This is a genomic window from [Enterobacter] lignolyticus SCF1 (assembly GCF_000164865.1).
Taxonomy (GTDB): domain Bacteria; phylum Pseudomonadota; class Gammaproteobacteria; order Enterobacterales; family Enterobacteriaceae; genus Enterobacter_B; species Enterobacter_B lignolyticus.
The window spans coordinates 3,721,768-3,747,974 of record NC_014618.1 but is presented as its reverse complement, the minus strand read 5'-3'; the positions used below and the strand labels follow the sequence as shown (position 1 = coordinate 3,747,974).

The following is a 26,207-nucleotide window of genomic DNA, read 5'->3' as shown; positions in this document are numbered from 1 at the left end:
TTCAAAATGAAATAGTGGCTAGATATTGAGGGAAATATTGTGACTGGTTTTCAGGAAATAGGCTTGTAAACATTCGGAAAGGGCGGGTTTTTACAGCGCGATCATAAAAACAGTTTTTTCTTTAATGAAGTCCTTGCCGCTGATGTGCTCACAGCGATACGTTGATTATGAACTGCAGTCAGCGATGCGAGGCATGATATGAATAAGATAATTATTAGTCCGGGGAAATTTTTTCAGAAAAGTCGCACTCTGAATAATATCGCAAGCTGTGCAATTGCTAAAGCCCCTGCCGCGGCAGGAGAAACCACTCACAATATGTCATTCCCCATGACAACTCAGAATGTTTATTCAGTAATTTTAACCGCGTACCCTCTGGGGCTTTAAAACTAACGATGAAAATAATGGCCCGCAGAACGGCGGGCCATAACAAACATGCATTTAATTTTGATGTGGAGATAGATATGTCCAGTAACTGGAGAAAATGGATAACGCTGGCGCTGTGCGGCATTGCGGGTAGTGCAATATATAAATTGCCCTATCTTCGTGAAACCTATTATGAGGCTATGCAGCAGGCCACGGGCGCAACCAATGCTGAGCTCGGTTTTTTAATGACAGCCTATGGTTTAGTTAACTTTTTATTATATTTACCCGGCGGTTGGGCCGCAGACCGTTTTTCTGCGCGGAAGCTAATGACATTTTCTCTGATCTCTACGGGGATTAGCGGCTTTTATTACGCGACATTCCCGTCCTACACCATGATTGTTCTTTTACACGCGCTGTGGGCGGTCACTACCGTATTTACGTTCTGGGCCGTGTGCGTGCGTATTATTCGTACGCTGGGTTCCAGCGAGCAGCAGGGGCGGCTGTACGGTTATTGGTTCCTGGGCAAAGGGCTGACGTCCATCGTACTGGGTTTTCTTTCCGTTCCGTTATTTGCGAAATTCGGCGAAGGCGTTGAAGGTTTAAGGGCCACCATCATTTTCTACTCGGTGGTCACGGTGCTGACCGGCGTACTGGCCTGGTTCGTCTGCGAAGATGAAACGCATAATGAAGATAAAAGCAACTTCCGTCTTGCCGACATGGCGGTGGTGCTGAAGATGCCTACCGTCTGGCTGGCTGGCATTGTGACGTTCAGCATGTGGTCAATTTATATCGGCTTCGGCATGGTCACGCCGTATCTGACGCAGGTGCTGCATATGGGCGAATCGGAAGTGGCGATCGCCAGTATTATCCGCGCCTACGTACTGTTTGCGATGGGGGGGCTGATTGGCGGGCAACTGGCGGATCGCTGCGCGTCGCGTACCCGTTTTATGATCTACGCCTTTATCGGAATGATCGTCTTCACGACCGTCTATTGTTTCCTGCCTGGCGATACGCGCTACGTCACGATTGCTCTCGCAAATATGGTGGCGCTGGGCGTGTTCATTTACTCCGCGAATGCTGTGTTCTTCTCCATTATCGATGAGGTAAAAATCCCGGCCAAAGTCACCGGTACCGCTGCGGGGCTGATTTCGCTGCTGACCTATTTCCCGGAAATCTACTGCTACACGATGGTGGGCAATATGGTTGACCGCAAACCGGGTATTGCCGGTTATCAGGACGTGTTCATGTTCATGCTGGGCTGCGCATTTGTGGGGCTGGTCGCGGCACTGGTATTGCAGCACGTAAACCGTAAGAACCGGGTCAACGCAGAAGCGACGAAGGCGCAGCAAGCCAACGTTGACTGCGCATCCTGAATACAGACGACTGGAGAAGTAACGATGGAAATGATTCATGAATGCGCGCGTCAGACGCCGGTGATTGCTCAGACGGACGTTCTGGTCATTGGCGGCGGTCCGGCGGGGCTGACGGCGGCCATTGCCGCGGGGCGATTGGGCGCCAGGACCATGATTGTTGAACGCTATGGCTCTTTGGGCGGCGTGTTGACGCAGGTTGGGGTAGAGAGCTTTGCCTGGTATCGCCACCCCGGCACCGAAGATTGCGAAGGGATTTGCCGGGAGTACGAGCATCGGGCCCGGGAGCTCGGCTTCACCCGTCCCGAACCGCAGTCGATTAGCGAAGTGATTGACACTGAAGGGTTTAAAGTCGTCGCCGATCAGATGATTGTCGAGGCGGGCGTCGAGCCGCTGTACCACTCCTGGGTGGTTGATGTCATCAAAGAAGGGGATACGCTGTGCGGGGTCATTGTGGAGAACAAATCCGGACGCGGCGCGATCCTCGCCAAGCGCATTGTCGATTGCACCGGTGATGCTGACGTCGCTGCGCGCGCCGGAGCGCCGTGGACCAAACGCAGTAAAGATAAACTGATGGGCGTTACCGTCATGTTCAGCTGCGCCGGGGTGGATGTGGCGCGCTTTAATCGCTTCGTGCAGGAGGAGTTACAGCCGACCTACGCCGATTGGGGGAAAAACTGGACTATCCAGACCACCGGCAAGGAAGACCGGATGTTCAGCCCGTACATGGAGGAGATTTTCACCCGCGCGCAGGAAGAAGGAGTCATTCCTGGCGATGCGCAGGCTATCGCCGGCACCTGGTCTACGTTCTCGGAAAGCGGTGAAGCGTTCCAGTTGAATATGGTGTACGCCTTCGGTTACGACTGTACCGACGTCTTCGATTTAACCCAGGCCGAAATTGCCGGTCGCCAGCAGGCGCTATGGGCTATTGACGCGCTGCGCCATTACGTCCCCGGGTTTGAGAACGCGCGCCTGCGCAATTTTGGGGCGACGCTGGGGACCCGCGAATCCCGGCTGATTGACGGAGAGGTGCGTATTGCCGATGAGTACGTGCTCAACCAGGGACGCTGTGCGGACAGCGTCGGTATTTTCCCTGAATTTATCGATGGTTCAGGCTATCTGATTTTGCCGACGACGGGCCGCTTTTTCCAGATCCCCTACGGGTGCCTGGTGCCTAAAACCGTAGAGAACCTGCTGGTGGCCGGGCGCTGTATCTCTGCCGGCGTGGTGGCTCATACCTCAATGCGCAACATGATGTGCTGTGCGGTCACCGGAGAGGCGGCGGGCACGGCGGCGGCCGAGTCATTGCGCCAGAACCGCGTCGTTCGGCATGTCGATATTCCTCAGCTGCAAAGGACGTTACAGGCTCAGGGTGTGCGCCTGGGATAGCCACAATAGCAGGGCGCCAGACGGCGCCCTGTGTTCAGAAAGGAGGAACACATGAAGGACGACGAGCTGGAGCATCTGCGGGCGAACTACTGGGGAACAACGCTTCTTTGCGGCGCCTTTCTGGGGATCTTTCTTTATATGCTTCAGCAACAACAGCGCGGGCTGATGCTGTTTTGTATGGGCGCGCTGGCGCTGCTTTGCGCGTTTTTCTCCCTGCGTCTTTCCCGACAGTTACAAAAAAGAAAACAACAGCATCGCAGCACCAACGTTCGCTAAACCAGATTGTTCAGGAGATACGTATGTTATTGCTGAGAAGGCACTTCGCCCGCATTGAGGCGAGCGTGTTTATTCCCGCCGTCGTGTTTATTGGGGTCGTCATTGCCTGTCTGACGATATATCCCCTCGAGGCCAGCCGCTATATTAATCAGATGCATCACTATCTGACCTGGGAAATGGGCGGTTTTTTCCTGGTCATGACGTTTCTGGTGATAATCAGCTGCGCGTGGCTTGCCTGCTCGCGCTATGGGACGATTTTGCTCGGCGCGCCAGGGGACAAACCGGATTTCAGCTTTCTGACCTGGCTCGGCCTTATTTTTACCTCCGGCACCGGCGGCAGCCTGCTCTATCTGGCCTCGGTAGAGTGGATTTGGATTATTCAGCAGCCGCCGTTCGGCGCTGAGCCCGGGAGCGTACAGGCGGCCCGTTGGGCGTCGGCGTACGGTATGTTTCACTGGGGGCCTTCGGCCTGGGCATGGTACCTGATTTGTGCGGTTCCGATTGGCTGGTTTATGCATGTAAAGAAAACCACCTCGCTGAAAATTAGCGACTTGTGCCGGGGCTGGCTGGGAAACCGGGTCGATGGCGTGTGCGGGCATTTGCTGAATTTCTTCTATATGTTTGGCCTGCTGGGCGGAGCCGTCACTTCGCTGGCGCTCGGTACGCCGATGATCTCCGCGGTGTTCTGCCATGTTTTCGGGCTGGATCCCGACGGGCAATTGATGAACGTCGTTGTCATTTTTATCTGGACCCTGGTGCCGTTGCTGATCCTGTTTTTTGGTCTTAAAAACGGCGTGGCCCGGGCGAGCAACTGGAATATCCGTGCCGATATTGTGATGCTGCTGGCGATTCTGGTTTGTGGGCCAACGGCCTTTATTCTCAACCAGTCCATTGATGGTCTGGGGCTGATGCTGCAAAATTTTATCACGATGAGCCTCAGTACCGATGCTATCGGGAAGGGGGGATTCCCGCAGGCATGGACGGTGTTTTATTTCTCCTGGTGGGTGGTGTACGCCATTCCGTTTGGGCTGTTTATTGCCCGTATCTCGAAGGGGCGGACGATTCGTCAGCTGATCGTCTGCGGCACGCTGGCCGGTTCGCTCGGGTGTATGGTTTTCTATATGGTGCTGGCCAACTTTGGTTTATATCTGCAAACCAGCCAGGTCATGGATTTCATTCCGGTGATGAACGAGCAGGGGCGCGGCGTTGTTGTCTCGCGGCTGCTGGAACAGCTGCCGTGGAGCCCGCTCTTCCTCTTTGCGTTCGGCGCTATTGCGCTGATTTCGTATATTACCGGTCATTGTACGGTCGGGTATGCGCTGGGGTTTGCCACGCAAAAGCAGGCGGATTGTCGCCGGGAGCCTGAGTTCTGGAATGTCGCGTTCTGGTTGATCCTGACCGGCATTGTGGCCACGACGCTGTATCTGCTTGATGCGCAAAGTTTGCAACCGCTGCAGACGGTCTCCATTCTGACGGGACTGCCGCTGTGCGGCGTAGTCTTCATTCTGCTGAAAAGTTTTCTGACGCAGCATGCGCGTGATAACAACCGCTGATAAAACGGCCCCGGCTGCTGCCGGGGCTGTGGTTAACTCAACACCGCACGGTAAAACCCTGCCAGATTCTCGCCTAACTGAATCAAATTAACCTCACCGTCGCGTAGCGCCGTCGGGAGGTCGCACGGGCCATTCACGACCGGGAAACAGGCTTCAATACCGCTCTCGCGCAAGGCGTCGCCAAGCCCGCGTTCGACATAGCCGGCGATGGCGATAACCGGTACGCCCATCTTCTGCGCCATGCGCGCGGCGCCGACGGGCGCTTTACCGTTGAGGCTCTGTTGGTCCATTTTTCCTTCGCCGACAATCACCAGCGAGGCGTAGTTGAGGTGATCGTGGTAATGGATGGCATCCAGCACCATGTCGATACCCGGCTGCAGACGGGCATCGAGGAAGGCCAGAAGCGCGGCTCCGGTACCACCCGCCGCGCCAGCGCCGGGAATGGCGTCAATATCTTTACCGCAGTAGCGCTGCAGCTGTCGGGCGTAATTGCCCATTCCCTGCTCCAGACAGGCGAGCATCTCCGCGTTGGCTCCTTTTTGCGGGCCAAAAACCCGGGTGGCGCCGTTGTCGCCGGTAAGCGGGTTGGTGACGTCGCAGGCCGCAATCACCTTAACCTGCTTCAGGCGCGGGTCCAGTCGGCTAAGGTCAATCTCTGCGATTGCTGACAGGCCCGCCCCGCCGCTGTTGACGGGGGCTCCGTGTTGATCCAAAAACGCGGCGCCCAGCGCGGACATCATACCCACACCGCCGTCGTTGGTAGCGCTGCCGCCGAGACAGACGATGATGGTATCGATCTCGTGTTCCAGAGCGGCGAGAATGAGCTCCCCGGTACCAAAAGAGGTCGCCCGCAGCGGGTCGCGTTGCTCGGGCGTTAACCATTCAAGACCCGATGCTTGCGCCATTTCAATGACCGCCGTCGGCTGATTGCCGAGGATGCCGAAGCGAGCCTTCACCGGTTCGCCTAAAGGCCCGGTAACGATCTTTTCATGAAAGGCGCCGTGAGTAGCATGGATCAGCGTATCGAGCGTGCCTTCACCGCCATCAGCAACGGGCAGGCACACCAGGTGGCTGTCAGGCAGCACATTGCGCCACCCTGTCGCCAGCGCCTGCGCGACCTGCCAGGCGGGAAGGCACTCTTTAAAGGAATCAGGAGAGATAATTATTTTCATCGAGGGGTTCTCTTTCAGATAGTATCAGGACGGAAATCGGGCGATGAAAAAAGGGAACCTGGGGTTCCCTTCGGGTTATTACTGGCGAATAGAGAAGTTAGCCATTTCCTCAAGCGCGCGGATCAGCGCTGAGTGATCCCAGCCGCTGCCGCCGTGGGCGGCGCAGGTGCTGAACAGCTGCTGCGTAGTGGCGGTGTTTGGCAGCGCAACCTGAAGCAGGCGGGCGTTTTCCAGCGCCAGATTGAGATCTTTCTGGTGCAGGTTGATACGAAAACCAGGATCAAATGTGCCTTTGATCATGCGCTCGCCGTGAACTTCCAGCACCCGGGATGCGGCAAATCCTCCCATTAGCGCTTCGCGTACCCGCGCCGGATCGGCGCCGGATTTGCTGGCAAAGAGTAAGGCTTCGGCAACGGCTTCGATATTCAGCGCCACAATAATCTGATTGGCGACTTTGCAGGTCTGGCCATCGCCGACGTTGCCGACCAGCGTGATGTTTTTTCCCATCACGTCCAGCAGGGGTTTTACGCGTTGAAAAGCGCTTTCATTACCGCCCGCCATGATCGACAAGGTACCCGCTTTGGCGCCGACTTCGCCGCCTGACACCGGGGCATCGACATACTCAGCGCCCGTTGCATAAACGCGCTGCGCAAATGATTTAGTCGCAACCGGTGAGATGGAGCTCATGTCGACGACAATTTTCCCCGCCGACAATCCGTGTATAACGCCGTGCTCAGGATGAAACAGCACATCCTCAACGTGCGGGGTATCGGGCAGCATGGTGATAATTATCTCGCTACCGCGTGCGACCTCATCAGGTGTTTTACAGGCAATGCCGTGGGCGTTGAGGAGCTCTGCCGGCGCGGGTTCGAAATGCTCTGAAAAACGCAGGGTATGGCCAGCCTGCTGTAAATTATAGGCCATAGGTTTGCCCATAATACCGGTGCCGATAAATCCAATATTCATAATTTACTCCTCTGGAGTTAATCGTTATTCATGGCATTAAGCCAGTGAAGACTGTCAGCCGTGGTTGCTGAAGGGATATATTCGCAACCAATCCAGCCCTGATAGCCGAGCTTATCGATATACCCAAGAAGCCAGGGATAATTAATTTCCCCGGTACCGGGTTCATGGCGTCCTGGATTATCCGCAAGCTGGATGTGACCAATCCGATCGAGGTTGTTTTTCATCGTATTAGCCAGATTCCCTTCCATAATTTGCATATGGTAAATATCGTACTGATATTGCAGGTTTGGATGGTTAACATCGTGCAGAATATTCAGTACCTGCTGGGTGTTATTGACAAAAAAACCGGGTATATCGGTGGTATTAATTGCTTCCAGCACCAGTCTGATATTCGCTTCAGCCAGCTGCTCTGCGGCGTAGCGCAGATTTTTTACCAGCGTTTCGTGGCACTGCTCTACGGAATAACCGGCAGGCTGCTTCCCGGCCAGGCAGTTTACCTGCGAGCAGCGCAGCTCCTGCGCATACGTAATCGCCCTGGCGACGCCGTCGCGGAATTCCGCAACGCGATCGGGATGGCAGGCGATACCCCGTTCGCCGCTGTTCCAGTCCCCGGCCGGAAGATTGAACAGCACCTGCGTCAGGTGATGCGCGCGGAGCGTCTGCGCGAGCTCTTCTGCGGGAAAGTCATAAGGGAAAAGATATTCCACACCGTGAAAACCGGCTTTGCTGGCATGAGCAAAACGTTCAATGAACGGATATTCGGTAAATAGCATGGATAAATTCGCTGCAAATTTTGCCATCTTCCTGTTTCCTTAGAGATCGATAATATCTTCAAACTCGGTAACTTTATTAATATCCGGCCCCATAGCGATATTGGTGACGCGTTCGGTAATGACTTCCACGACGACCGGCACCCGGAATTCATCACGCAGGCGCTGGGCTTCGCGCAGCGCCGGTTCAATATCCTGCGGTTCAAAAACGCGAATGGCCTTACAGCCTAAACCTTCTACTACTGACTTGTGATCAACGCCGTAGCCGTTAACCTCTGGCGCATTAATGTTTTCGAACGATAGCTGAACGCAGTAGTCAATATCGAAAGCGCGCTGTGCCTGGCGAATAAGCCCGAGGTAGGCGTTGTTGAGCAAGACATGAATATAGGGCAGGTTAAACTGCGCGCCCACGGCCAGCTCTTCAATCAAAAACTGGAAGTCGTAATCCCCGGAGATCGCAACGACGGGCGTTGACGGATCGGCTTTCACCACGCCGAGCGCGGCGGGCATCGTCCATCCCAACGGGCCTGCCTGGCAGGCGTTGATCCAATGACGCGGGCGGTAAACATGCAGGAACTGGTTGGCGGCAATCTGCGCCAGCCCAATGGTTGAGATATAGCGGGTTTCAGGGCCAAAGACCTTATTCATTTCATGATATACCCGCTGCGGCTTGACAGGCGTGCAGTCGAAATCAGACCGACGCAGCAAGGTGCGTTTGCGCTCGGCACAGCTGGCTGCCCAGTCGCTGCGATCTTTCAACTCGCCGCGCGCTTTCATGTCGCGTGCAACCTGAATGAACAGCGTGAGGGCGGCATGCGCGTCAGAAACAATACCGAGGTCGGGGCCAAAAATACGGCCAATCTGTGCAGGCTCAATATCCACATGGATGAATTTGCGCCCCTCGGTATAGGTTTCGAGTGCTCCAGTGTGGCGGTTAGCCCAGCGGTTGCCGATACCAAACACAAAATCGGAGGCCAGGAAACTGGCGTTGCCATAACGATGGCCAGCCTGACATCCCATACGGCCAATCATCAGCGGATGATCGTCCGGCAGGGCGCCCCAGCCGCGCAGCGTCTGAATAACCGGTACGCCCGTCAGTTCTGCAAACTCACGTAACAGCTCGCTGGCTTCGGCGTTAATGATTCCCCCACCAGCGACAATAACGGGTTTTGCTGACTGATTTAACATCGCCAGGGCGCGTTCAGCCTGGGCGACCGTCGCCTGAGGGCGCCATGGAGCCAGCGGCTGGTAAAGATCGATATCAAATTCGATTTCCGCCATCTGCACATCGAACGGTAAATCCAGCAGGACCGGACCCGGGCGGCCAGAGCGCATTTCCCAGAACGCTTTCTGGAATATGCCTGGGAGCTGTGCCGATTCGAGAATGGTGCAGGCCATTTTGGTCACGGGGGTCGCGATGGCCTCAATATCAACGGCCTGGAAATCCTCTTTGTGCAGTTTGGCTACGGGAGCCTGACCGGTGATGCAGAGAATAGGAATAGAATCTGCGGACGCGGCATAAAGCCCGGTGATCATGTCGGTGCCGGCAGGCCCGGAGGTGCCGATGCATACCCCGATGTTACCGCTGCGGGTCCGGGTATAGCCCTCCGCCATATGCGAGGCGCCTTCGACGTGGCGAGCCAGCACATGATCGATACCGCCTGATTTTTTCATTGCCGCATAAAACGGGTTAATTGCTGCGCCTGGCACGCCAAAGGCAACGCTAATGCCTTCTTTTTTCAGTATTTCAACGGCTGCCTCAATTGCACGCATCCTCGCCATATTTTTTCTCCTGACATTTACGGTTGTAAGGGCAACAAACAAACGTCGGTACCCGGTAGTTAAATATTTTTGAAGAAATAGAATGGTGGGACAAATATAGATAAAGTGTTTCATAGTGAAACAGTTGTGATGGTCTGAGTGTTTCATTATGAATTATGTTGATGTTTTTATAGCGGATTCCTGATGCTGCTGGCAGTTTTATCATTCATGTCGCTTTGCTCTTTATTTCTCAGTGCTATTTCATTATGTTGGTTTAAGTATCTATTTTATATATATGTACGGTTATTCGCGGTTTTATTGCTAACAGGTCAGGCAGAGGATTATTGCGTTTGATCAAGCTGGTTCTCAGATATTTCTGATACAAGGAATGTAATAAATACTAGTGGATATTTAGCTATGGATAAAGAGTCCTATCATCATGATCTAAAGAATAAATGGAAAATGTTTATTCATCATGGCTGGGCATCAGAAGGATCGGTCAATTCTGTCACGCTACGGTCATGGCAAAAATGTTTAAAACATTGTGATCCGCGTCGCTGGAAAATGCCGATTAAAGCGTCAGGTCAGACTTTACAAACGATTCTGAGTCGGAATGGCGAATTTATCAGAGTATCGCGACGGGTGGTGGAAGACCATTTTACGCTGGTGAGCGGAGATGAGGTCGCGCTGGTGGTGCTTGACCCACACGGCTGGACGCTGGAAGTGCAGTCCGCCGGGGAACTGGCCACGCAGCTTCAGCATCTGGGCGTCGGGGTTGGAATGTCCTGGGCTGAGGAGGAAATTGGCACGAATGTGTACAGTCTGTGCCGCGATACGCATTTATATACCCGGCTGGAGGGGGCTGAACATTTTAGTGAGTCACTGCATGCATTTTCGATGAGCGCGGCGGCAGTGATTGATTATTGTGGTAATGTGCATGGTTATATTGTTTGTATTGTTAAGGCATCGGCTGATACTCACTATCTGCATTTGTCCCACGCCTGCGGGGTAGAGGTTGCTAATTTTATCTATATTGAGAATGAGCAAAAAAATACCAATAAAGTACTCTGTCAGCATAATGCGGTAATTGAATGTATGGATGATGGATTCATTTGCTGGGACGCTCAGACAGTTATTACCATGATCAACCCACAGGCTCAGTTATTACTTAATGTGAAACAAGAAAGTCTGATTGGGAAAAATATAAGAAATGAATTTGTATTTCCTCCTGCCCTGAATGAAGCGATTTCCCAGCGGACAAAGCTTCCGCAAAAGCAAATTGTGATTGAATACCGTGGTGAATTTATTGAGCTGATGGTCACGCTGCGTCCCTTAAGCGATGGGTCCTTCCTGCTCTTTCTGCATCCGTTAGACAAAATACGCAAAATCGCGCAGCAGCAAATCAGCACAAACGCAAACTTCACATTTGACAGCCTGCATGTCATTTCAAAGGGAATGAAGCAGGTGCTGAGCGTCGCACGCCGAGCTATCAAGACCGCCTCGCCAATTCTTATCAATGGCGAGGAAGGCGTGGGGAAGCTCAGTATGGCGATGGCGATCCATAATGAAAGCGAACAGCGCGACGGACCGTTTATCTCTGTGGATTGCCAGATGCTGTCTCCGGAAAATATGCTGCATGAGCTACTGGGGTCGGACGCAGGTCCTGTCCCGTCAAAATTTGAACTGGCGCAAAACGGCACGCTATACCTGGACAAAGTGGAGTATCTCTCCAGCGAAATACAGAGCGTGCTGTTGAAAGTGTTAAAAACCGGACTGGTGATGCGATCCGACAGCCATCGCCTGATTCCAGTCCGTTTTCGCCTGATTACCTGTACCGGGAGCTCGCTACGCGATTATGTTCAGCAGGGGGCGTTCAGTCGACAGCTGTATTATGAAATCTCGATGAGCGAAATTGAAATTCCACCGTTGCGCAAGCGTCGTGACGACCTGGAATATATGATTAACGAAATTCTTGAAAAATATCGTAACCGGACAGGAAAGACGCTGACGATCGCTACAGAGGCGAAATCTGCGCTTCTTGAGTATTTATGGCCAGGTAACATCTCGGAGTTTAAAAATCGTATGGAAAAGATTTTTATGGGGTGCGGTAAACTGGTGCTGGAATTAGAGGATATACCATTAGATATTCGCCAGAATAATAATTGCGCCGCTGATGATGTCTCGCATTTGATCTCACTGGCTGAAGTTGAAATGCAGGCTATCGAGCACGTTTGCCGCGTCTGTGACTGGAACCTGAGCAAAGCGGCGGACGTCTTGAAAATCGGCAGGACCACTCTGTGGAGAAAGCTGAAAAATTATAATTTATATCCAGGGCCGTTTAATGATGAATAGCGGTGTTCCATTATGAAATGGATTTTATGACCCGCTGTTTCTTTTTGATTCAGGGCAAATGTCTGTCGCGTGGAGTGTGACTATCGCCACAATGAGGTAATTATAATTAGCAGCCGGGGAGTGAAAGTGTGTGCCCCCCCAGAGAGTCATAAAAAACATACGCTGGCTGCTGATTTTTACTTTTTTTCTGTATTAGCATGATGATGCTATCGAAAGATAAATTTATTTTCACGCATTTATTTGCGAGGAAACCCTTTTATTTAATTTCTGATTACGGAGATCACGCATGGATTTTTATCTTGAGCCGGCCCGGCGTATTCCGGTCATGGCGACAACGGATGTCCTCGTTGTTGGCGGCGGACCTTCCGGTATAGCGGCAGCGTTGAGCGCAGCTCGTGAAGGGGTGAGCACGATGCTTATCGAACGTTTCGGTTGTTTTGGCGGCATGATGACGACGGCTGGCGTGGAGTCTATCGCCTGGTGGCGTCATGAGAATACCGTCGAGTCAGGCGGTCTTGCCCGTGAAATCGAAGAAACCGCTCGTCAGCTGGGCGCATCGCAGCCCGAGCCGCAGTCATTAAGCCAGGCGATCAACGCTGAGCGCTTTAAGCTGGTGGCCGACACGATGCTGGAGGACGCGGGCGTCCGTCGCGTATTGCACATCTCTGCGGTAGAGGTCATCAAAGATGGCGACGAGCTGCAGGGGGTGATTACCGAAAGCAAATCCGGGCGGCAGGCCATTCTGGCGAAAGTCATTATTGATTGCACCGGTGATGCCGATATCGCCTGGTTTGCGGGAGCGCCGTTCACCAAACGTAGCAAGGACGATCTGATGTGCGTCACTACCGTCTTTAGCTGCGCCAACGTCGATAAACAGGCTTTCATGCAAAGCATTGATGCGTCGCGTCCCAAATACGGCGACTGGGGAGCCGATGAGGAAAACAAGAACTGGTCGTACGATGTCCATGAATCCTGCCGTGAAATGTTCAGCCCATATCTCGGAAAAGTTTTTGCAAAGGGGAAGGCGGCAGGCCTGATTCCGCAGGATGTCACCCTGGGCGGCTCCTGGAGCACCATCACCGAGTATGGCGACGCCAACTATCTTAACGTCGTCAGCATTCCGGCCGTCGATTGCACCGATGTTTTTGATTTAACCCGTGCGGAAATTGAAGGCCGTAAGCAGGCAATGCAGGCGATAGACGTCCTGCGTAAATTCCAGCCGGGATTTGAACGCGCGCAGCTGAAGAATTTCGGTATGACGGTGGGAACGCGGGAGTCGAGACATATTTCAGGCCGGACGCAGCTGACCGAACAGGATATTTGCCAGGAGGGGCGTCATACGGATTCTATCGGCATTTTCCCGGAGTTTATCGACGGTAATGGGCGGTTAAAGCTGCCGCTGGAACCGCGCTATTTCCATATTCCTTATGGCGCGCTTGTGCCGCGCGAGGTTGAGAACCTGCTGGTTTGCGGGCGGGCGATTGATGCGGACAATTTTGCCTACGCCACCATCAGAAATATGGGGTGTTGCATTGTGACGGGCGAAGGTGCCGGTACCGCTGCGGCGATTGCCATCAAGAGCAATACGCGAGTCTCGCAAGTGGATATTCAGCTTGTGCAGGCGCGGCTGGTGCGAAACCGCGTGAAGGTCTTTTGACCAGGAGAATGACCATGAGAGAAAAACCCGGTTTTTATGTAGCGCTCACCCCTGTTATTTTCATGGCGGTTGTATTAGTGGTCGGTATCGGCGTGCTGGGATGGCCTGCCAGCGTTTGCCTGCTCATTTCGGCGGCGTTCTCCTGCATCATTGCGATGTATAAGCTGAAATATACCTGGGACGAAATACAGGGATTCATCATCGATAAAATTTCAGCGGTCATGGCGCCGGTTCTGATCGTTATTTTTGTCGGTTTTATGGTCGCCTCCTGGAGTTTTGCTGGCACCATGCCGATGCTGGTTTACTACGGCATGCTGCTGGTTTCTCCGGCCTGGCTGTACGTTATCGCGTTTATTCTGAATGCCGTGCTGTCCTATGTTTCAGGGGCCTCATGGGGATCGGTCGCCTCTATCGGCGTGGCGTTGATGGGCATTGGTAACGGACTGCACGCCGATCTTCCCATCCTGGCGGCGGCAATTGTCACGGGCGCCTACTTTGGCGATAAGCTTTCCCCTCTGAGCGATACCACGAACCTGACCTCTGCCGTGACCAAAACCCGGCTGTACGATCTGATCAAATATCTGCTCTGGACCACAATACCGTCAACGATAATTAGCCTGCTGTTTTTTACCTGGCTTGGCATGGTTCATACCTCATCCGGCACGATTTCGCCGGAAAGTATGCAAATGCTGGTGCAGCTGAAAGGGTTGTACAAGTTTGGCGTGTTGCCGCTGCTGCCGATGATCATTGTCCTGTGCTTTACCTTTCTGCGCTTGCCGACGGTGCCCGCGTTACTGAGCAGCGCCTTTGTTGCGGTGCTGGTGGGGTGGCTCTACCAGGGCTTTCCGTTAGAGGAAGGGATTAAGGCCACAATGAGCGGTTTTCGTCTCGGCACGATAACCGATGCGACAAACCTCCTGCCTTCCGTTAAAGAACTGCTGGAGCAGGGAGGGCTTAATAATCAGGGCGGTTTCCTCTCGTTCATTATCTGCGCGATGATGTTCGCCGGGATCCTGACCGGCACAGGGATGATGGATGTGACGTTGCAAAGCGCAGCGAGCAAAATCAAAAGCGTCTTTGGCGCGATTCTGACCAGCGGCGTGCTGGCGGTCATCATCAATCTGTTGACCGGTTCGGATGGTCTGAACAAGATCGTTGTTTCTGAGCTGATGCTGAAGAAGTTTGAGGATCTCAATCTTTCGCCGCTGGTGCTTGCGCGGACGCTGGAGGACTTCGGGACCATGAGCGCGCCGATTATCCCCTGGTCTGCGGCGGGACTCTATATGGCGACAACGCTGGGCGTGTCAACGTTCAGCTATCTGCCGTACAGCGTGTTCTGCTTCAGTTCGATGGTTTTTGCCCTGATTTATGCCGCGACGGGATATCGCTTGCAGTCTTTCAGGGAGGCGACGGCGTAAAAAAAAAGCGCCCGGCAATGGGATTGCCGGGCGCTAGCCTCTTGATGCTTCGTGGTTACGCCGCCTCAGCCTTGCGGACCTTCTCCTGCGGCTTTACCGGTTTGGTCGCCAGCGCCTCCGGCTCGAAGTCGTCAACGTTAATGCTGCGCAGACGGCTGACTTCCGCTTTGATAAGGATCTCCGCTTCATCCTGGCTGATTATCCCTTTCGCCAGCGCGCTGCGGGCCAGCTCGTCCAGGCGGGTAAACGGCAGATTTTTGCCCAGCGTTTTACAGATACGCTGATGGATAGGGTCGGCGGTCATCACGTCGACCAGCGCCTCTTCCAGCAGGCCCACCGGGTTATGCTCGCTCGGGGTCAGATACTGGCCGCGACCGATGCGTGAGCGGGTTGCGCTCGGCGTTTGCAGGATCTTCGCAACAACATGATCCAGCTTATCGGAAGGCGCATGATAATGGCGGCCGGTCGGGAAGATGACCACGCGCATGACGCCGGCGATAAAGCGGTTCGGGAAGTTGCGCAGCAGTTCGTCGATCGCCTGCTCGGCCTGGTAGAGCGCGTCCTGAACGCCCCAGTGAACCAGCGGCAGATCCGCCGGGTTGCGTCCTTCGTCGTCATAGCGTTTCAGCACCGCAGACGCCAGGTACAGCTGGCTCAGCACATCGCCAAGGCGGGCGGAGATGCGCTCGCGACGCTTCAGGCTGCCGCCCAGCACCGCCATCGACATATCCGACAGCCAGGCGAGGTTAGCGCTCAGGCGGTTCAGGTGCTGATAGTAACGCTTCGTGGCATCGTGGGTCGGGGTGCTGCTGGTCAGGCCATGGGTCAGGCCGAGCCAGAAGCTGCGCACTTTGTTGCTGCCGACGTAGCCGATGTGTTTGAACAGCAGCTTATCAAAGGCGTTCAGGTCTTTATTCTGCGCGGCCGCCATCTCTTCAAGGACGTACGGATGGCAGCGAATGGCGCCCTGGCCGAAGATCATCATGCTGCGGGTCAAAATGTTGGCCCCCTCAACGGTGATGGCGATCGGCGCGCCCTGATAGGCGCGGGCCAGGAAGTTGCCTTCGCCGAGCATAATGCCTTTACCGCCGGCGATATCCATCGCATCGATGATGGACTGCTGACCACGGTGGGTACAGTGATACTTCACGATAGCGGACAGCACGGCCGGTTTCTCACCCAGCATAATGCCGTAGGTGATAAGCGACGCAGCGGCGTCCATTACATAGGCGTTACCGGCAATACGCGCCAGCGGCTCCTCGATCCCTTCCATTTTACCGATAGAGATTTTGAACTGGCGGCGGATGTGCGCGTAAGCGCCTGTCGCCATCGCAACGGATTTCAGCCCCCCGGTGGCGTTAGACGGCAGCGTAATGCCGCGGCCTACGGAGAGGCATTCCACCAGCATACGCCAGCCCTGACCGGCCATTTTCGGACCGCCGATGATGAAATCGATAGGGACGAAAATGTCTTTCCCCTGCGTCGGACCGTTCTGGAACGGGACGTTCAGCGGGAAGTGGCGGCGGCCAATCTCAACGCCCGGCGTGCCGGTGGGGATCAGCGCGCAGGTAATGCCCAGATCCTCATCGCCGCCCAGCAGTCTGTCCGGGTCGGACAGTTTGAACGCCAGGCCCAGTACGGTCGCGATCGGCGCCAGCGTGATGTAGCGTTTGTTCCAGGTCAGGCGCATGCCCAATACCTGTTCGCCCTGCCAGTCGCCCATACAAACAACGCCGGTATCCGGAATGGCGCCCGCATCGGAGCCCGCTTCCGGGCTGGTCAGCGCAAAGCAGGGGATTTCCAGACCACGGGCCAGACGCGGCAGATAGTGGTTCTTCTGCTCATCGGTGCCGTAGTGCTGCAGCAGTTCGCCCGGGCCTAATGAGTTCGGTACGCCAACGGTGATGGACAGGATACCGGAGACGCCGGAGAGTTTTTGCAGCACGCGGGACTGAGCGTATGCCGAAAACTCCAGTCCGCCGTACTCTTTCTTAATGATCATCGCAAAGAAGCGGTGCTCTTTGAGATAAGCCCACAGCTCCGGCGGCAGATCGGCCATTTCATGGGTAATCTGGAAGTCGTTCGCCATCCGGCAGGCCTCTTCAACCGGGCCGTCGAGGAACGCCTGCTCTTCTTCGGTCAGGCGCGGCTGCGGGTAGTTGTGCAGCTTTTTCCAGTCCGGGTTGCCCTGGAACAGGTCGCCTTCCCACCAGGTGGTGCCCGCATCAATCGCTTCTTTTTCTGTACGCGACATGGGCGGCATCACTTTGCTGAAGGCGCGAAAGACCGGCGCGGAAATCAGCGCCTTACGCATTGATACCAGGTTGAACGGCACCAGAAGAATGGCAAGCGGCAGCAGCAGCCAGATATTCCACAGCCCAGCCGCGCCCAGCGCGCCCGTCCAGACCAGCAGAATCAGGCTGCCGAGCAGCAGGTTAACCCGGTGATAGAAAAGCACGCCGAGTAAAACAACGGTTGCAACAATACTCAAAATCATCATAGAGAAAAGCTCCCTTGCTTGTAGGAGGTCTGACCACTTGTGATAATAAGGTTGTAGTGGATGTCATTTCTTTTAGCAATGTGTTTACAAAATAATTACAACCTGGCTCACAGAGTTTTGGTAAAACGGGGCACGGAAAATCAAAAGAACGCGGTATTCCCCGGCGTGATGCTTCTCGCCTATCCCGCTATCCGGTACACTGCCGAGGTTATTCTCATTAAATGCTGAAGGATTATCCTCATGTACCAGGATCTTATTCGTAACGAACTGAACGAAGCAGCGGAAACACTGGCTAACTTTCTGCAAGATGACGCCAATATCCACGCAATCCAGCGCGCGGCCGTTCTGCTGGCGGACAGCTTCAAAGCCGGTGGTAAAGTGCTTTCCTGCGGTAACGGCGGTTCGCATTGCGACGCTATGCATTTTGCTGAGGAGCTGACCGGTCGCTACCGTGAAAACCGTCCGGGCTATCCGGCGATCGCGATTTCCGACGTCAGCCATCTCTCCTGCGTCAGCAACGATTTTGGCTATGAGTATGTGTTCTCGCGCTACGTTGAGTCCGTCGGCCGCGTCGGCGATGTGCTGCTGGGTATTTCCACCTCCGGTAACTCCGGCAACGTGATCAAAGCGATTGCAGCGGCTCGCGCCCAGGGGATGAAAGTCATCACGCTGACCGGGAAAGACGGCGGCAAGATGGCGGGGTCCGCCGATGTTGAAATTCGCGTACCGCATTTCGGCTACGCCGATCGTATTCAGGAAATTCACATTAAAGTGATTCACATCCTGATTATGCTTATCGAAAAAGAGATGGTTAAAGCCTGAGTAGTGTAGTCTCCCCCTCCTGCGCGGGAGGGGGAAGAGATGAGGGGGTAATTATGTGCGAACTGCTCGGGATGAGCGCGAATGTGCCGACCGATATTTGCTTTAGTTTTACCGGGCTGGTGCAGCGCGGCGGCGGCACCGGGCCGCATAAAGACGGCTGGGGCATCACCTTCTATGAAGGTAAAGGCTGTCGCACATTTAAAGATCCGCAACCGAGCTTTCAGTCGCCCGTCGCCAGACTGGTGCAGGACTACCCCATCAAATCTTGTTCGGTTATCGCGCACATTCGCCAGGCGAACCGCGGCAACGTCGCGCTGGAGAATACCCATCCTTTTACCCGCGAGCTGTGGGGCCGTAACTGGACCTACGCGCATAACGGGCAGCTCACGGGCTATAAGACGCTGGAAACCGGCCACTTTCGTCCGGTCGGCGAAACCGACAGCGAAAAGGCGTTTTGCTGGCTGCTTAACAGGCTGACGACGCGCTACCCGCGTACGCCGGGAAATATGGAGGCGGTATTTAAATATATCGCGACGCTGGCGACGCAGCTGCGGGAAAAAGGCGTGTTTAACATGCTGCTGTCCGACGGCCGTTACGTGATGGCGTATTGCTCGACCAATCTGTACTGGATCACCCGACGCGCGCCGTTCGGCGTTGCCAAGCTGCTCGATCAGGATGTTGAAATCGACTTTCAGCGCGAGACCACACCGAACGATGTGGTCACCGTGATAGCCACGCAGCCGCTGACGGGCAATGAAACCTGGCATAAGATTATGCCAGGCGAGTGGGCGTTATTTTGCCTCGGGGACCGTATAGTTTGACGCCAGCTGCGGCTGGACGACATCGCTGCTCAACGGCTTGCTGACCACGTAGCGCCCGTCGACGACCGACACCATTGGCGGCTTATGCGTCTGGGCGAAGTAGTCGTATCCGGGCTTCAGCTGTGACCAGAAGTCTTTGTAAAACGAGAACTTATGGCGTTCCATATTGGCATCGGTCATGCGGAACGGGTAAATGCTCACCTGAACGTTGGACTGGCCGAAAACCAGGGCGCCGGTGACGAACTGGAAGATCTCATCGATGCCGGAATCGGTCATGGCGTAGCAGCCGATAGAGACGCAGGCGCCGTGAATCATCAGGTATTTCCCTTCGTAGCCGTGCGCGCGGTCATAGGCATTCGGGAAACCGATATTGATCGCTTTATAGAAACGGCTGTCAGGTTTGAGCTGTTCGCGGGTGACGGAATAGAAACCTTCGGGTGATTTGAAGTCCCCCTGGCGCTGCTTAGGCCCCAGGCCGCCGGAGTAGTTACAGATTTTGTAACTGTCGAGAAGCTGGTAGGTTTCACCCATTTTCACATACAGATCAAGGGTGCGCTCTTCCTTAAATATCTGGATATAAACCGGCGACCCCATCAACTGCTGTTTAAATTCTTTGCTGACCGGCGTTGTCGGGCTGTTGCTGCTGAGCAGGCCCGCAAATGAGACGCACGGAATCAAAAGCATCGCAATAAACAATGCGATTTTGCGCATACTACTTATTCCTTGATAAAACGGTGTTGACACACAACACGCCAGAACGGCGAAAGAAACCCGAAAATAAGATGATTCTGGTTTTAGATGCGCTCACATTAGCATCACCAGCGTTTTTCGCAAGCGCAGACTGCCGCGTTTACAATTTAGTTTTTCTTTATAGCCGATTTGTTGAGAATCGGCAGTCAGAACTTTGCGCATTAGCTCGCATTTTACCATCCACTTTCCCGTGAATGCTGGGGTCCGAAGGGGAAAACTGATAGACTTCCCCCGCTTTATGATCAGGTGTAGGAAAGGATGCTTTACGCTCATCAGCTGCTGCCAGCAGAGACTCTGGCATTTGATTTTCCTTTCTTTTTTCTTCGCAAAATGCTGGGTTCATACGCAACGTCATTCAGTGGCTCACCGACGCCGCCTGAAGGATGAAGTACAAAGTGATAGTTACGGATACCTGCTAACGATATGATTAAAATCACAAAAGGCCTCAACCTGCCGATCGCGGGCGCCCCTTCGCAGCAACTGTCTGAAGGTGCTGCGGTCAAGCGCGTCGCGCTGTTGGGGGAAGAGTATGTTGGCCTTCGACCGTCAATGATGGTCAAGGAAGGGGACAGGGTTCTCAAAGGACAACCGCTGTTCGAAGACAAAAAAAATCCCGGCGTGCGCTTTACGGCGCCTGCCAGCGGTACCGTCAGCGCGATTCATCGTGGCGAACGTCGCGTGCTGCAGGCCGTGGTGATCGATATAGAAGGCGATGAATCAATAGCCTTTTCGCGCTTTGCGCCGGACGAACTGGCGCATCTGCCGCGGGAGACGGTTGAGCAGCAGCTGTTGGCCTCGGGGCTGTGGACCAGCCTGCGCACCCGCCCTTTCAGTAAAGCCCCCGCGCCTGGCTCAACGCCAGCGGCGATTTTCGTCACGGCGATGGACACTCAGCCTCTCAGCGCCGACCCGCAGCCCGTTATCTTCAGCCATCGCGAAGCATTTAACGCCGGCCTGACGGTGCTGACGCGCCTGACGCCGGGCATGGTGCATGTGTGCCAGGCAAGCGGCGGCAAGCTGGGCGGCCATCCGGTCGGTCAGGTGAAATTCAATGAGTTTACCGGCCCGCATCCGGCGGGGCTTGCTGGCACGCATATCCACTTCCTTGAGCCGGTCAGCCTGAAAAAACAGGTCTGGCACCTCAACTATCAGGACGTTATCGCCATCGGCAAACTGTTCGTCGACGGCGAGCTGTGGACGGAGCGCGTTATCGCGCTCGGCGGACCGCAGGTGAAAACGCCGCGTCTGCTGCGCACCCGTCTGGGGGCGAGCCTCGACGAGCTGCTGGCTTCGGAGCTTTGCGAAGGTGAAAACCGCGTTATCTCGGGGTCCGTGCTGAGCGGCACGCACGCGCAGGGGCCGCATGCGTTCCTGGGGCGTTTCCATCAGCAGGTCAGCGTGGTGCAGGAAGGGCGTGAGAAGGAGCTGTTCGGCTGGGTGATGCCGGGCAAGGACAAATTCTCCATTACCCGCACGACGCTGGGCCACTTCCTGAAACACAAGCTGTTCCGCTTCACGACCGATACCCACGGCGGCGAGCGCGCCATGGTGCCGATCGGCAACTACGAACGCGTGATGCCGCTGGACATTCTGGCGACGCCGCTACTGCGCGACCTGCTCGCCGGAGATACCGACAGCGCCCAGGCGCTGGGGTGTCTGGAGTTGGATGAAGAAGACCTGGCGCTTTGCACCTACGTCTGCCCGGCGAAATACGAATACGGGCCGATTTTGCGCGACGTGTTAACCCGCATTGAGCAGGAAGGATAAGTGATGGGCTTGAAGAATCTGCTGGAAAAAATTGAGCCGCACTTTACCCACGGCGGCAAACTGGAAAAGTATTACCCGTTGTACGAAGCGGCGGCCACGATTTTCTATACTCCGGGTCAGGTGACGCGCGGGGCATCGCATGTGCGTGATGCTATCGATCTTAAGCGCATGATGATTCTGGTATGGCTCGCCGTTTTCCCGGCGATGTTCTGGGGTATGTATAACGTCGGCCTGCAGACCATTCCGGCGCTGCATAAGTTGTACGGACCGGAACAGCTGCAGCAGGTCATCGCCAGCCACTGGCACTACAGCGTGGCGCAGTGGCTGGGCGTGAACTTTGGCTCTGACGCCGGTTGGCTGAGCATGATGGGGCTGGGCGCCGTCTTTTTCCTGCCCATCTATATCACCGTCTTTATCGTCGGCGGCTTCTGGGAAGTGCTGTTCGCCATCGTGCGTAAGCACGAGATTAACGAAGGCTTCTTCGTCACCTCTATCCTCTTTGCCCTGATTGTGCCGCCCACGCTACCGCTGTGGCAGGCGGCGCTGGGCATCAGCTTCGGCGTGGTGATCGCCAAAGAGATCTTCGGCGGCACCGGACGCAACTTCCTTAACCCGGCGCTGGCGGGGCGCGCTTTTCTGTTCTTCGCCTACCCGGCGCAGATTTCCGGCGACCTGGTCTGGACGGCGGCGGACGGCTTTTCCGGCGCCACGCCGCTGTCGCAGTGGGCAAGCCACGGCGGCGAGGCGCTGGTAAACGTCGTGACGGGCCAGCCGGTCACCTGGATGGACGCGTTCCTCGGCAATATCCCCGGCTCGATTGGCGAAGTGTCGACGCTGATGATCCTGATCGGCGGCGCCATCATCATCTTTGGCCGCGTCGCCTCCTGGCGTATTGTCGCGGGCGTCATGCTGGGGATGGCGGCGACGGCGACGCTGTTCAACGTTATCGGTTCTGATACCAACCCGATGTTCGCCATGCCGTGGTACTGGCATCTGGTGCTGGGCGGTTTTGCGTTCGGCATGATGTTTATGGCAACGGACCCGGTATCGGCGTCATTTACAGATAAAGGGAAGTGGTGCTACGGCGCGTTGATCGGCGTGATGTGCGTGCTGATTCGCGTGGTAAACCCGGCCTACCCGGAAGGGATGATGCTGGCGATCCTGTTCGCCAACCTCTTTGCGCCGCTGTTTGACTACCTGGTGGTGCAGGCCAACATCAAGCGGAGGAAGTCGCGTGGCTGACGTCAAGAATAACGATAGCATTGGTAAAACGCTGCTGGTGGTGCTGGTGCTGTGCCTTATCTGCTCCATCGTGGTCGCCGGTTCCGCCGTCGGGCTGAAACCGCGCCAGCAGGAGCAGCGCGCGCTGGACAAGCAGCGCAACATTCTGGCGGTCGCCGGACTGATGAAGCCGGAGATGCAGGCCGACGAGGTGGCGTCTGTTTATGCTGAGCGCATCACGCCGCGGCTGTTGGATCTGAAAAGCGGCGAGCTGCTGGCGAAAGACCCGGCAAGCTTCAACGCGTCTCTGGCGTTAAAAGACCCGGCGCAAAGCCTGTCGCTGGACGCAGGCCAGGATCCCGCGGGCATCAAGCGTCGCAGCAACATTGTGGAAATTTATCTGGTCAAAGACGCCAGCAAACAGGTGCAGGAAGTGGTGCTGCCGATTTACGGCAACGGCCTGTGGTCAATGATGTATGCCTTTGTGGCGCTGGATACCGATGGCCGCACCGTAAATGGCATCACCTACTATGACCAGGGCGAAACGCCGGGGCTGGGCGGCGAGGTGGAAAACCCGAACTGGCGCCAGCAGTTTGTCGGCAAAAAGGTGCTCGACGATAACGGCATGCCGGCGCTGAAGGTGGTAAAAGGCGCAGCGCGGCCGGGGGATGAATACGCGGTGGACGGCCTGTCCGGCGCGACCCTGACGTCGAACGGCGTGCAGCACAGTTTTGATTTCTGGATGGGCGAGCTTGGCTTCGGTCCGTTCCTGAAACAGGTTCGTGAAGGAGGGCTGAACAATGGCTGAACTCGGCGATATGAAAGAGGTTAAACGGGTACTGGTTGGGCCGCTGGTCGCCAATAACCCGATTGCCCTGCAGGTGCTCGGCGTCTGCTCGGCGCTGGCGGTGACCACCAAGCTGGAGACGGCCTTCGTGATGACCATTGCGGTTACGCTGGTCACCGCGTTTTCCAGCATGTTTATCTCGATGATCCGCCATCACATCCCCAATAGCGTGCGCATTATCGTGCAGATGGCGATCATCGCGTCGCTGGTGATCGTCGTCGATCAGCTGCTGCGCGCCTTTGCCTACGAGGTTTCCAAACAGCTGTCGGTGTTCGTCGGCCTGATTATCACCAACTGTATCGTGATGGGGCGCGCGGAGGCTTATGCCATGAAATCGCCGCCTCTGGCGAGCTTTATGGACGGGATCGGCAACGGTCTGGGCTACGGCGCGATTTTGCTTATCGTCGGTTTCCTGCGCGAGCTTATCGGCAGCGGCAAACTGTTCGGCGTGACGGTGCTGCAGACGGTGCAGAACGGCGGCTGGTATCAGCCGAACGGCCTGTTCCTGCTGGCGCCGAGCGCGTTCTTTATTATTGGTCTGCTGATCTGGGCGCTGCGTACGTGGAAGCCGGAACAGCAGGAAAAGGAGTAACCGTCGATGGCGCATTATCTTAGCTTGTTTGTCCGCGCGGTATTCGTCGAAAACATGGCGCTGGCGTTCTTCCTCGGCATGTGTACCTTCCTTGCGGTATCGAAAAAGGTGTCGACCGCCTTTGGTCTTGGCGTTGCGGTGACGGTGGTTCTCGGCATTGCGGTGCCGGCGAACAACCTGGTGTATAACCTGGTGCTGCGCGACGGCGCGCTGGCGCCGGGCGTCGATCTGAGTTTCCTCAACTTCATCACCTTTATCGGCGTTATCGCCGCGCTGGTGCAGATCCTCGAGATGATCCTCGATAAATACTTCCCGGCGCTGTACAACGCCCTTGGCATCTTCCTGCCGCTGATTACCGTGAACTGCGCCATTTTTGGCGGCGTCTCCTTCATGGTGCAGCGTGACTATAACTTTGGTGAGTCCATTGTGTATGGTTTCGGCTCCGGCATCGGCTGGATGCTGGCGATCGTCGCCATGGCGGGGATCCGCGAAAAAATGAAATACGCCAACGTGCCCGCGGGGCTGCGCGGTTTAGGGATAACCTTCATTACCACCGGTTTGATGGCGCTGGGCTTTATGTCCTTCTCCGGCGTGCAACTGTAAGGGCGGGTAGCTATGGAAATTTTACTGGGCGTAGGTATGTTTACGCTGATCGTGCTGGCCCTGTCGGTATTGATCCTGTTTGCAAAATCAAAGCTGGTGAACTCCGGCGATGTGGTCATTGAAATTAACGACGAGGCGGATAAGCAGATCCGCACCCCGGCGGGCGATAAGCTGCTTAACACGCTGTCCGGCAACGGGATTTTCGTCTCTTCTGCCTGCGGCGGCGGCGGTTCATGCGGCCAGTGCCGGGTGGTGGTGAAAGAGGGCGGCGGCGATATTCTGCCGACCGAGCTTTCGCATATCACTAAGCGCGAAGCCAAAGAGGGCTGCCGCCTGGCCTGCCAGGTGGCGGTGAAGCAGAACATGAAGATTGAGCTGCCGGAAGAGGTTTTCGGCGTGAAAAAATGGGAGTGCGAGGTTATCTCTAACGATAACAAAGCCACCTTTATTAAAGAGCTCAAGCTGGCGATTCCGCAGGGGGAGAGCGTGCCTTTCCGCGCCGGCGGCTATATTCAGATCGAATGTCCGCCTCACCGGGTGGCTTATGCTGATTTCGACGTGCCGCAGGAGTACCGCGGCGACTGGGACAAATTCAACCTGTTCCGCTTTGTCTCTGAGGTAAAAGAGCCGACGCTTCGCGCGTACTCCATGGCGAACTACCCGGAAGAGAAGGGCATTATCATGCTCAACGTGCGCATCGCAACGCCGCCGCCGGGCGCGCCTGACGCGCCTCCGGGGATTATGTCGTCGTATATCTGGTCGCTTAAGCCCGGTGATAAGGTGACGATTTCCGGGCCGTTTGGCGAGTTTTTCGCCAAAGAGACCGATGCCGAAATGGTGTTTATCGGCGGCGGCGCGGGGATGGCGCCGATGCGTTCGCATATCTTCGATCAGCTTAAGCGTTTGCACAGCCACCGAAAAATCAGCTTCTGGTACGGCGCGCGTTCGCTGCGCGAGATGTTCTACGACGATGAGTTTGAACAGCTTGCCCGCGAGAACCCGAACTTTACCTTCCACGTGGCGCTTTCCGATCCGCAGCCGGAAGATAACTGGACGGGCTACACGGGCTTTATCCACAACGTGTTGTACAACAACTACCTGAAGGATCATCCGGCGCCGGAAGACTGCGAGTTTTACATGTGCGGGCCGCCGGTGATGAACACCGCGGTCATTAAGATGCTTAAAGATCTCGGCGTCGAGGATGACAACATCCTGCTGGATGACTTTGGAGGCTAAG

The 26,207-nt window shown here is 55.4% G+C and carries 22 protein-coding genes; 15 read left to right on the top strand and 7 right to left on the bottom strand.

The window, feature by feature from the left end; all coding sequences use genetic code 11:
- The first annotated feature begins 461 nt into the window (after window positions 1–461).
- From ENTCL_RS17485 to ENTCL_RS17470, 4 genes are read left to right on the top strand one after another with little or no spacing between them, the layout of a single operon-like run.
- A complete protein-coding gene (locus tag ENTCL_RS17485) occupies window positions 462–1,736 on the top strand; it encodes an MFS transporter (protein ID WP_013367475.1) in 1,275 nt (424 codons plus the stop codon).
- Window positions 1,737–1,760: 24 nt separating this feature from the next.
- Window positions 1,761–3,122 carry an FAD-dependent oxidoreductase gene (locus ENTCL_RS17480; protein WP_013367474.1) on the top strand — a complete coding sequence of 454 codons (1,362 nt, stop codon included), beginning with the start codon at window positions 1,761–1,763 and terminating at the stop codon, window positions 3,120–3,122.
- A 51-nt stretch (window positions 3,123–3,173) separates the two neighbouring features.
- Window positions 3,174–3,398 (top strand): hypothetical protein, encoded by a 225-nt coding sequence (locus ENTCL_RS17475; RefSeq protein ID WP_013367473.1) that lies wholly within the window; start codon window positions 3,174–3,176, stop codon window positions 3,396–3,398.
- 23 nt (window positions 3,399–3,421) lie between these two features.
- Entirely contained in the window at window positions 3,422–4,951 is a 1,530-nt protein-coding gene (locus tag ENTCL_RS17470; RefSeq protein ID WP_013367472.1) for a BCCT family transporter, read from the top strand.
- Window positions 4,952–4,983: 32 nt separating this feature from the next.
- Here the strand turns inward: ENTCL_RS17470 and ENTCL_RS17465 are convergent, their stop codons facing one another.
- The 4 genes from ENTCL_RS17465 to gcl all read right to left on the bottom strand — a co-directional run bounded on the left by ENTCL_RS17465 (window position 4,984) and on the right by gcl (window position 9,641).
- Entirely contained in the window at window positions 4,984–6,123 is a 1,140-nt protein-coding gene (locus ENTCL_RS17465) for a glycerate kinase (RefSeq protein WP_013367471.1), read from the bottom strand.
- A 78-nt stretch (window positions 6,124–6,201) separates the two neighbouring features.
- Complete coding sequence (locus ENTCL_RS17460; protein WP_013367470.1) at window positions 6,202–7,089, bottom strand: 2-hydroxy-3-oxopropionate reductase; 888 nt, start codon at window positions 7,087–7,089, stop codon at window positions 6,202–6,204.
- Between the two features lie 17 nt (window positions 7,090–7,106).
- Entirely contained in the window at window positions 7,107–7,889 is a 783-nt protein-coding gene (gene hyi, locus ENTCL_RS17455) for a hydroxypyruvate isomerase (protein WP_013367469.1), read from the bottom strand.
- Window positions 7,890–7,901: 12 nt separating this feature from the next.
- Window positions 7,902–9,641 carry a glyoxylate carboligase gene (gene gcl, locus ENTCL_RS17450; protein WP_013367468.1) on the bottom strand — a complete coding sequence of 580 codons (1,740 nt, stop codon included), beginning with the start codon at window positions 9,639–9,641 and terminating at the stop codon, window positions 7,902–7,904.
- A 396-nt stretch (window positions 9,642–10,037) separates the two neighbouring features.
- Between gcl and dhaR the strand changes: the two genes are divergently transcribed.
- From dhaR to nhaC, 3 genes are all read left to right on the top strand, one after another.
- Window positions 10,038–11,972 carry a dihydroxyacetone kinase operon transcriptional regulator DhaR gene (gene dhaR, locus ENTCL_RS17445; RefSeq protein ID WP_013367467.1) on the top strand — a complete coding sequence of 645 codons (1,935 nt, stop codon included), beginning with the start codon at window positions 10,038–10,040 and terminating at the stop codon, window positions 11,970–11,972.
- Between the two features lie 286 nt (window positions 11,973–12,258).
- Window positions 12,259–13,629, top strand: coding sequence for an FAD-dependent oxidoreductase (locus ENTCL_RS17440; RefSeq protein WP_013367466.1), 1,371 nt, complete (start codon window positions 12,259–12,261; stop codon window positions 13,627–13,629).
- Window positions 13,630–13,643: 14 nt separating this feature from the next.
- Complete coding sequence (nhaC, locus tag ENTCL_RS17435; protein WP_013367465.1) at window positions 13,644–15,047, top strand: Na+/H+ antiporter NhaC; 1,404 nt, start codon at window positions 13,644–13,646, stop codon at window positions 15,045–15,047.
- Between the two features lie 55 nt (window positions 15,048–15,102).
- Here the strand turns inward: nhaC and fadE are convergent, their stop codons facing one another.
- A complete protein-coding gene (fadE, locus tag ENTCL_RS17430; RefSeq protein WP_013367464.1) occupies window positions 15,103–17,547 on the bottom strand; it encodes an acyl-CoA dehydrogenase FadE in 2,445 nt (814 codons plus the stop codon).
- A 240-nt stretch (window positions 17,548–17,787) separates the two neighbouring features.
- Here fadE and lpcA point away from each other — a divergent pair, with 240 nt between their 5' ends.
- Both lpcA and ENTCL_RS17420 read left to right on the top strand, forming a co-directional pair.
- Complete coding sequence (gene lpcA / locus ENTCL_RS17425) at window positions 17,788–18,369, top strand: D-sedoheptulose 7-phosphate isomerase (RefSeq protein WP_013367463.1); 582 nt, start codon at window positions 17,788–17,790, stop codon at window positions 18,367–18,369.
- A 53-nt stretch (window positions 18,370–18,422) separates the two neighbouring features.
- Window positions 18,423–19,190 carry a class II glutamine amidotransferase gene (locus ENTCL_RS17420; protein ID WP_013367462.1) on the top strand — a complete coding sequence of 256 codons (768 nt, stop codon included), beginning with the start codon at window positions 18,423–18,425 and terminating at the stop codon, window positions 19,188–19,190.
- On the opposite strand, the gene dpaA is transcribed toward ENTCL_RS17420, so the two are convergent.
- Together dpaA and ENTCL_RS17410 are read right to left on the bottom strand one after the other, a co-directional pair.
- On the bottom strand, window positions 19,161–19,901 hold the full coding sequence (dpaA, locus tag ENTCL_RS17415) for a peptidoglycan meso-diaminopimelic acid protein amidase (protein ID WP_013367461.1): 741 nt from the start codon (window positions 19,899–19,901) through the stop codon (window positions 19,161–19,163). The genes ENTCL_RS17420 and dpaA overlap by 30 nt on opposite strands.
- A 157-nt stretch (window positions 19,902–20,058) precedes the next feature.
- Window positions 20,059–20,283, bottom strand: coding sequence for a hypothetical protein (locus ENTCL_RS17410; protein WP_125451915.1), 225 nt, complete (start codon window positions 20,281–20,283; stop codon window positions 20,059–20,061).
- 80 nt (window positions 20,284–20,363) lie between these two features.
- Here ENTCL_RS17410 and ENTCL_RS17405 point away from each other — a divergent pair, with 80 nt between their 5' ends.
- Genes ENTCL_RS17405 through nqrF form a run of 6 tightly spaced genes read left to right on the top strand, consistent with a single transcriptional unit; the run spans window position 20,364 to window position 26,206 of the window.
- Window positions 20,364–21,707 (top strand): Na(+)-translocating NADH-quinone reductase subunit A, encoded by a 1,344-nt coding sequence (locus ENTCL_RS17405; protein WP_013367460.1) that lies wholly within the window; start codon window positions 20,364–20,366, stop codon window positions 21,705–21,707.
- Window positions 21,708–21,710: 3 nt separating this feature from the next.
- Window positions 21,711–22,949 carry an NADH:ubiquinone reductase (Na(+)-transporting) subunit B gene (locus ENTCL_RS17400; protein WP_013367459.1) on the top strand — a complete coding sequence of 413 codons (1,239 nt, stop codon included), beginning with the start codon at window positions 21,711–21,713 and terminating at the stop codon, window positions 22,947–22,949.
- Entirely contained in the window at window positions 22,942–23,736 is a 795-nt protein-coding gene (locus ENTCL_RS17395; RefSeq protein ID WP_013367458.1) for a Na(+)-translocating NADH-quinone reductase subunit C, read from the top strand. The genes ENTCL_RS17400 and ENTCL_RS17395 overlap by 8 nt, the downstream gene beginning before the upstream one ends.
- Window positions 23,729–24,367: an NADH:ubiquinone reductase (Na(+)-transporting) subunit D gene (locus tag ENTCL_RS17390; protein ID WP_013367457.1), complete on the top strand. Its 639-nt coding sequence runs from the start codon at window positions 23,729–23,731 to the stop codon at window positions 24,365–24,367. Before ENTCL_RS17395 ends, ENTCL_RS17390 begins: the two co-directional genes overlap by 8 nt.
- 6 nt (window positions 24,368–24,373) lie before the next feature.
- Window positions 24,374–24,970 (top strand): NADH:ubiquinone reductase (Na(+)-transporting) subunit E, encoded by a 597-nt coding sequence (nqrE, locus tag ENTCL_RS17385; RefSeq protein ID WP_013367456.1) that lies wholly within the window; start codon window positions 24,374–24,376, stop codon window positions 24,968–24,970.
- 12 nt (window positions 24,971–24,982) lie between these two features.
- Window positions 24,983–26,206, top strand: coding sequence for an NADH:ubiquinone reductase (Na(+)-transporting) subunit F (nqrF, locus tag ENTCL_RS17380; RefSeq protein WP_013367455.1), 1,224 nt, complete (start codon window positions 24,983–24,985; stop codon window positions 26,204–26,206).
- Window position 26,207 lies beyond the last annotated feature (1 nt).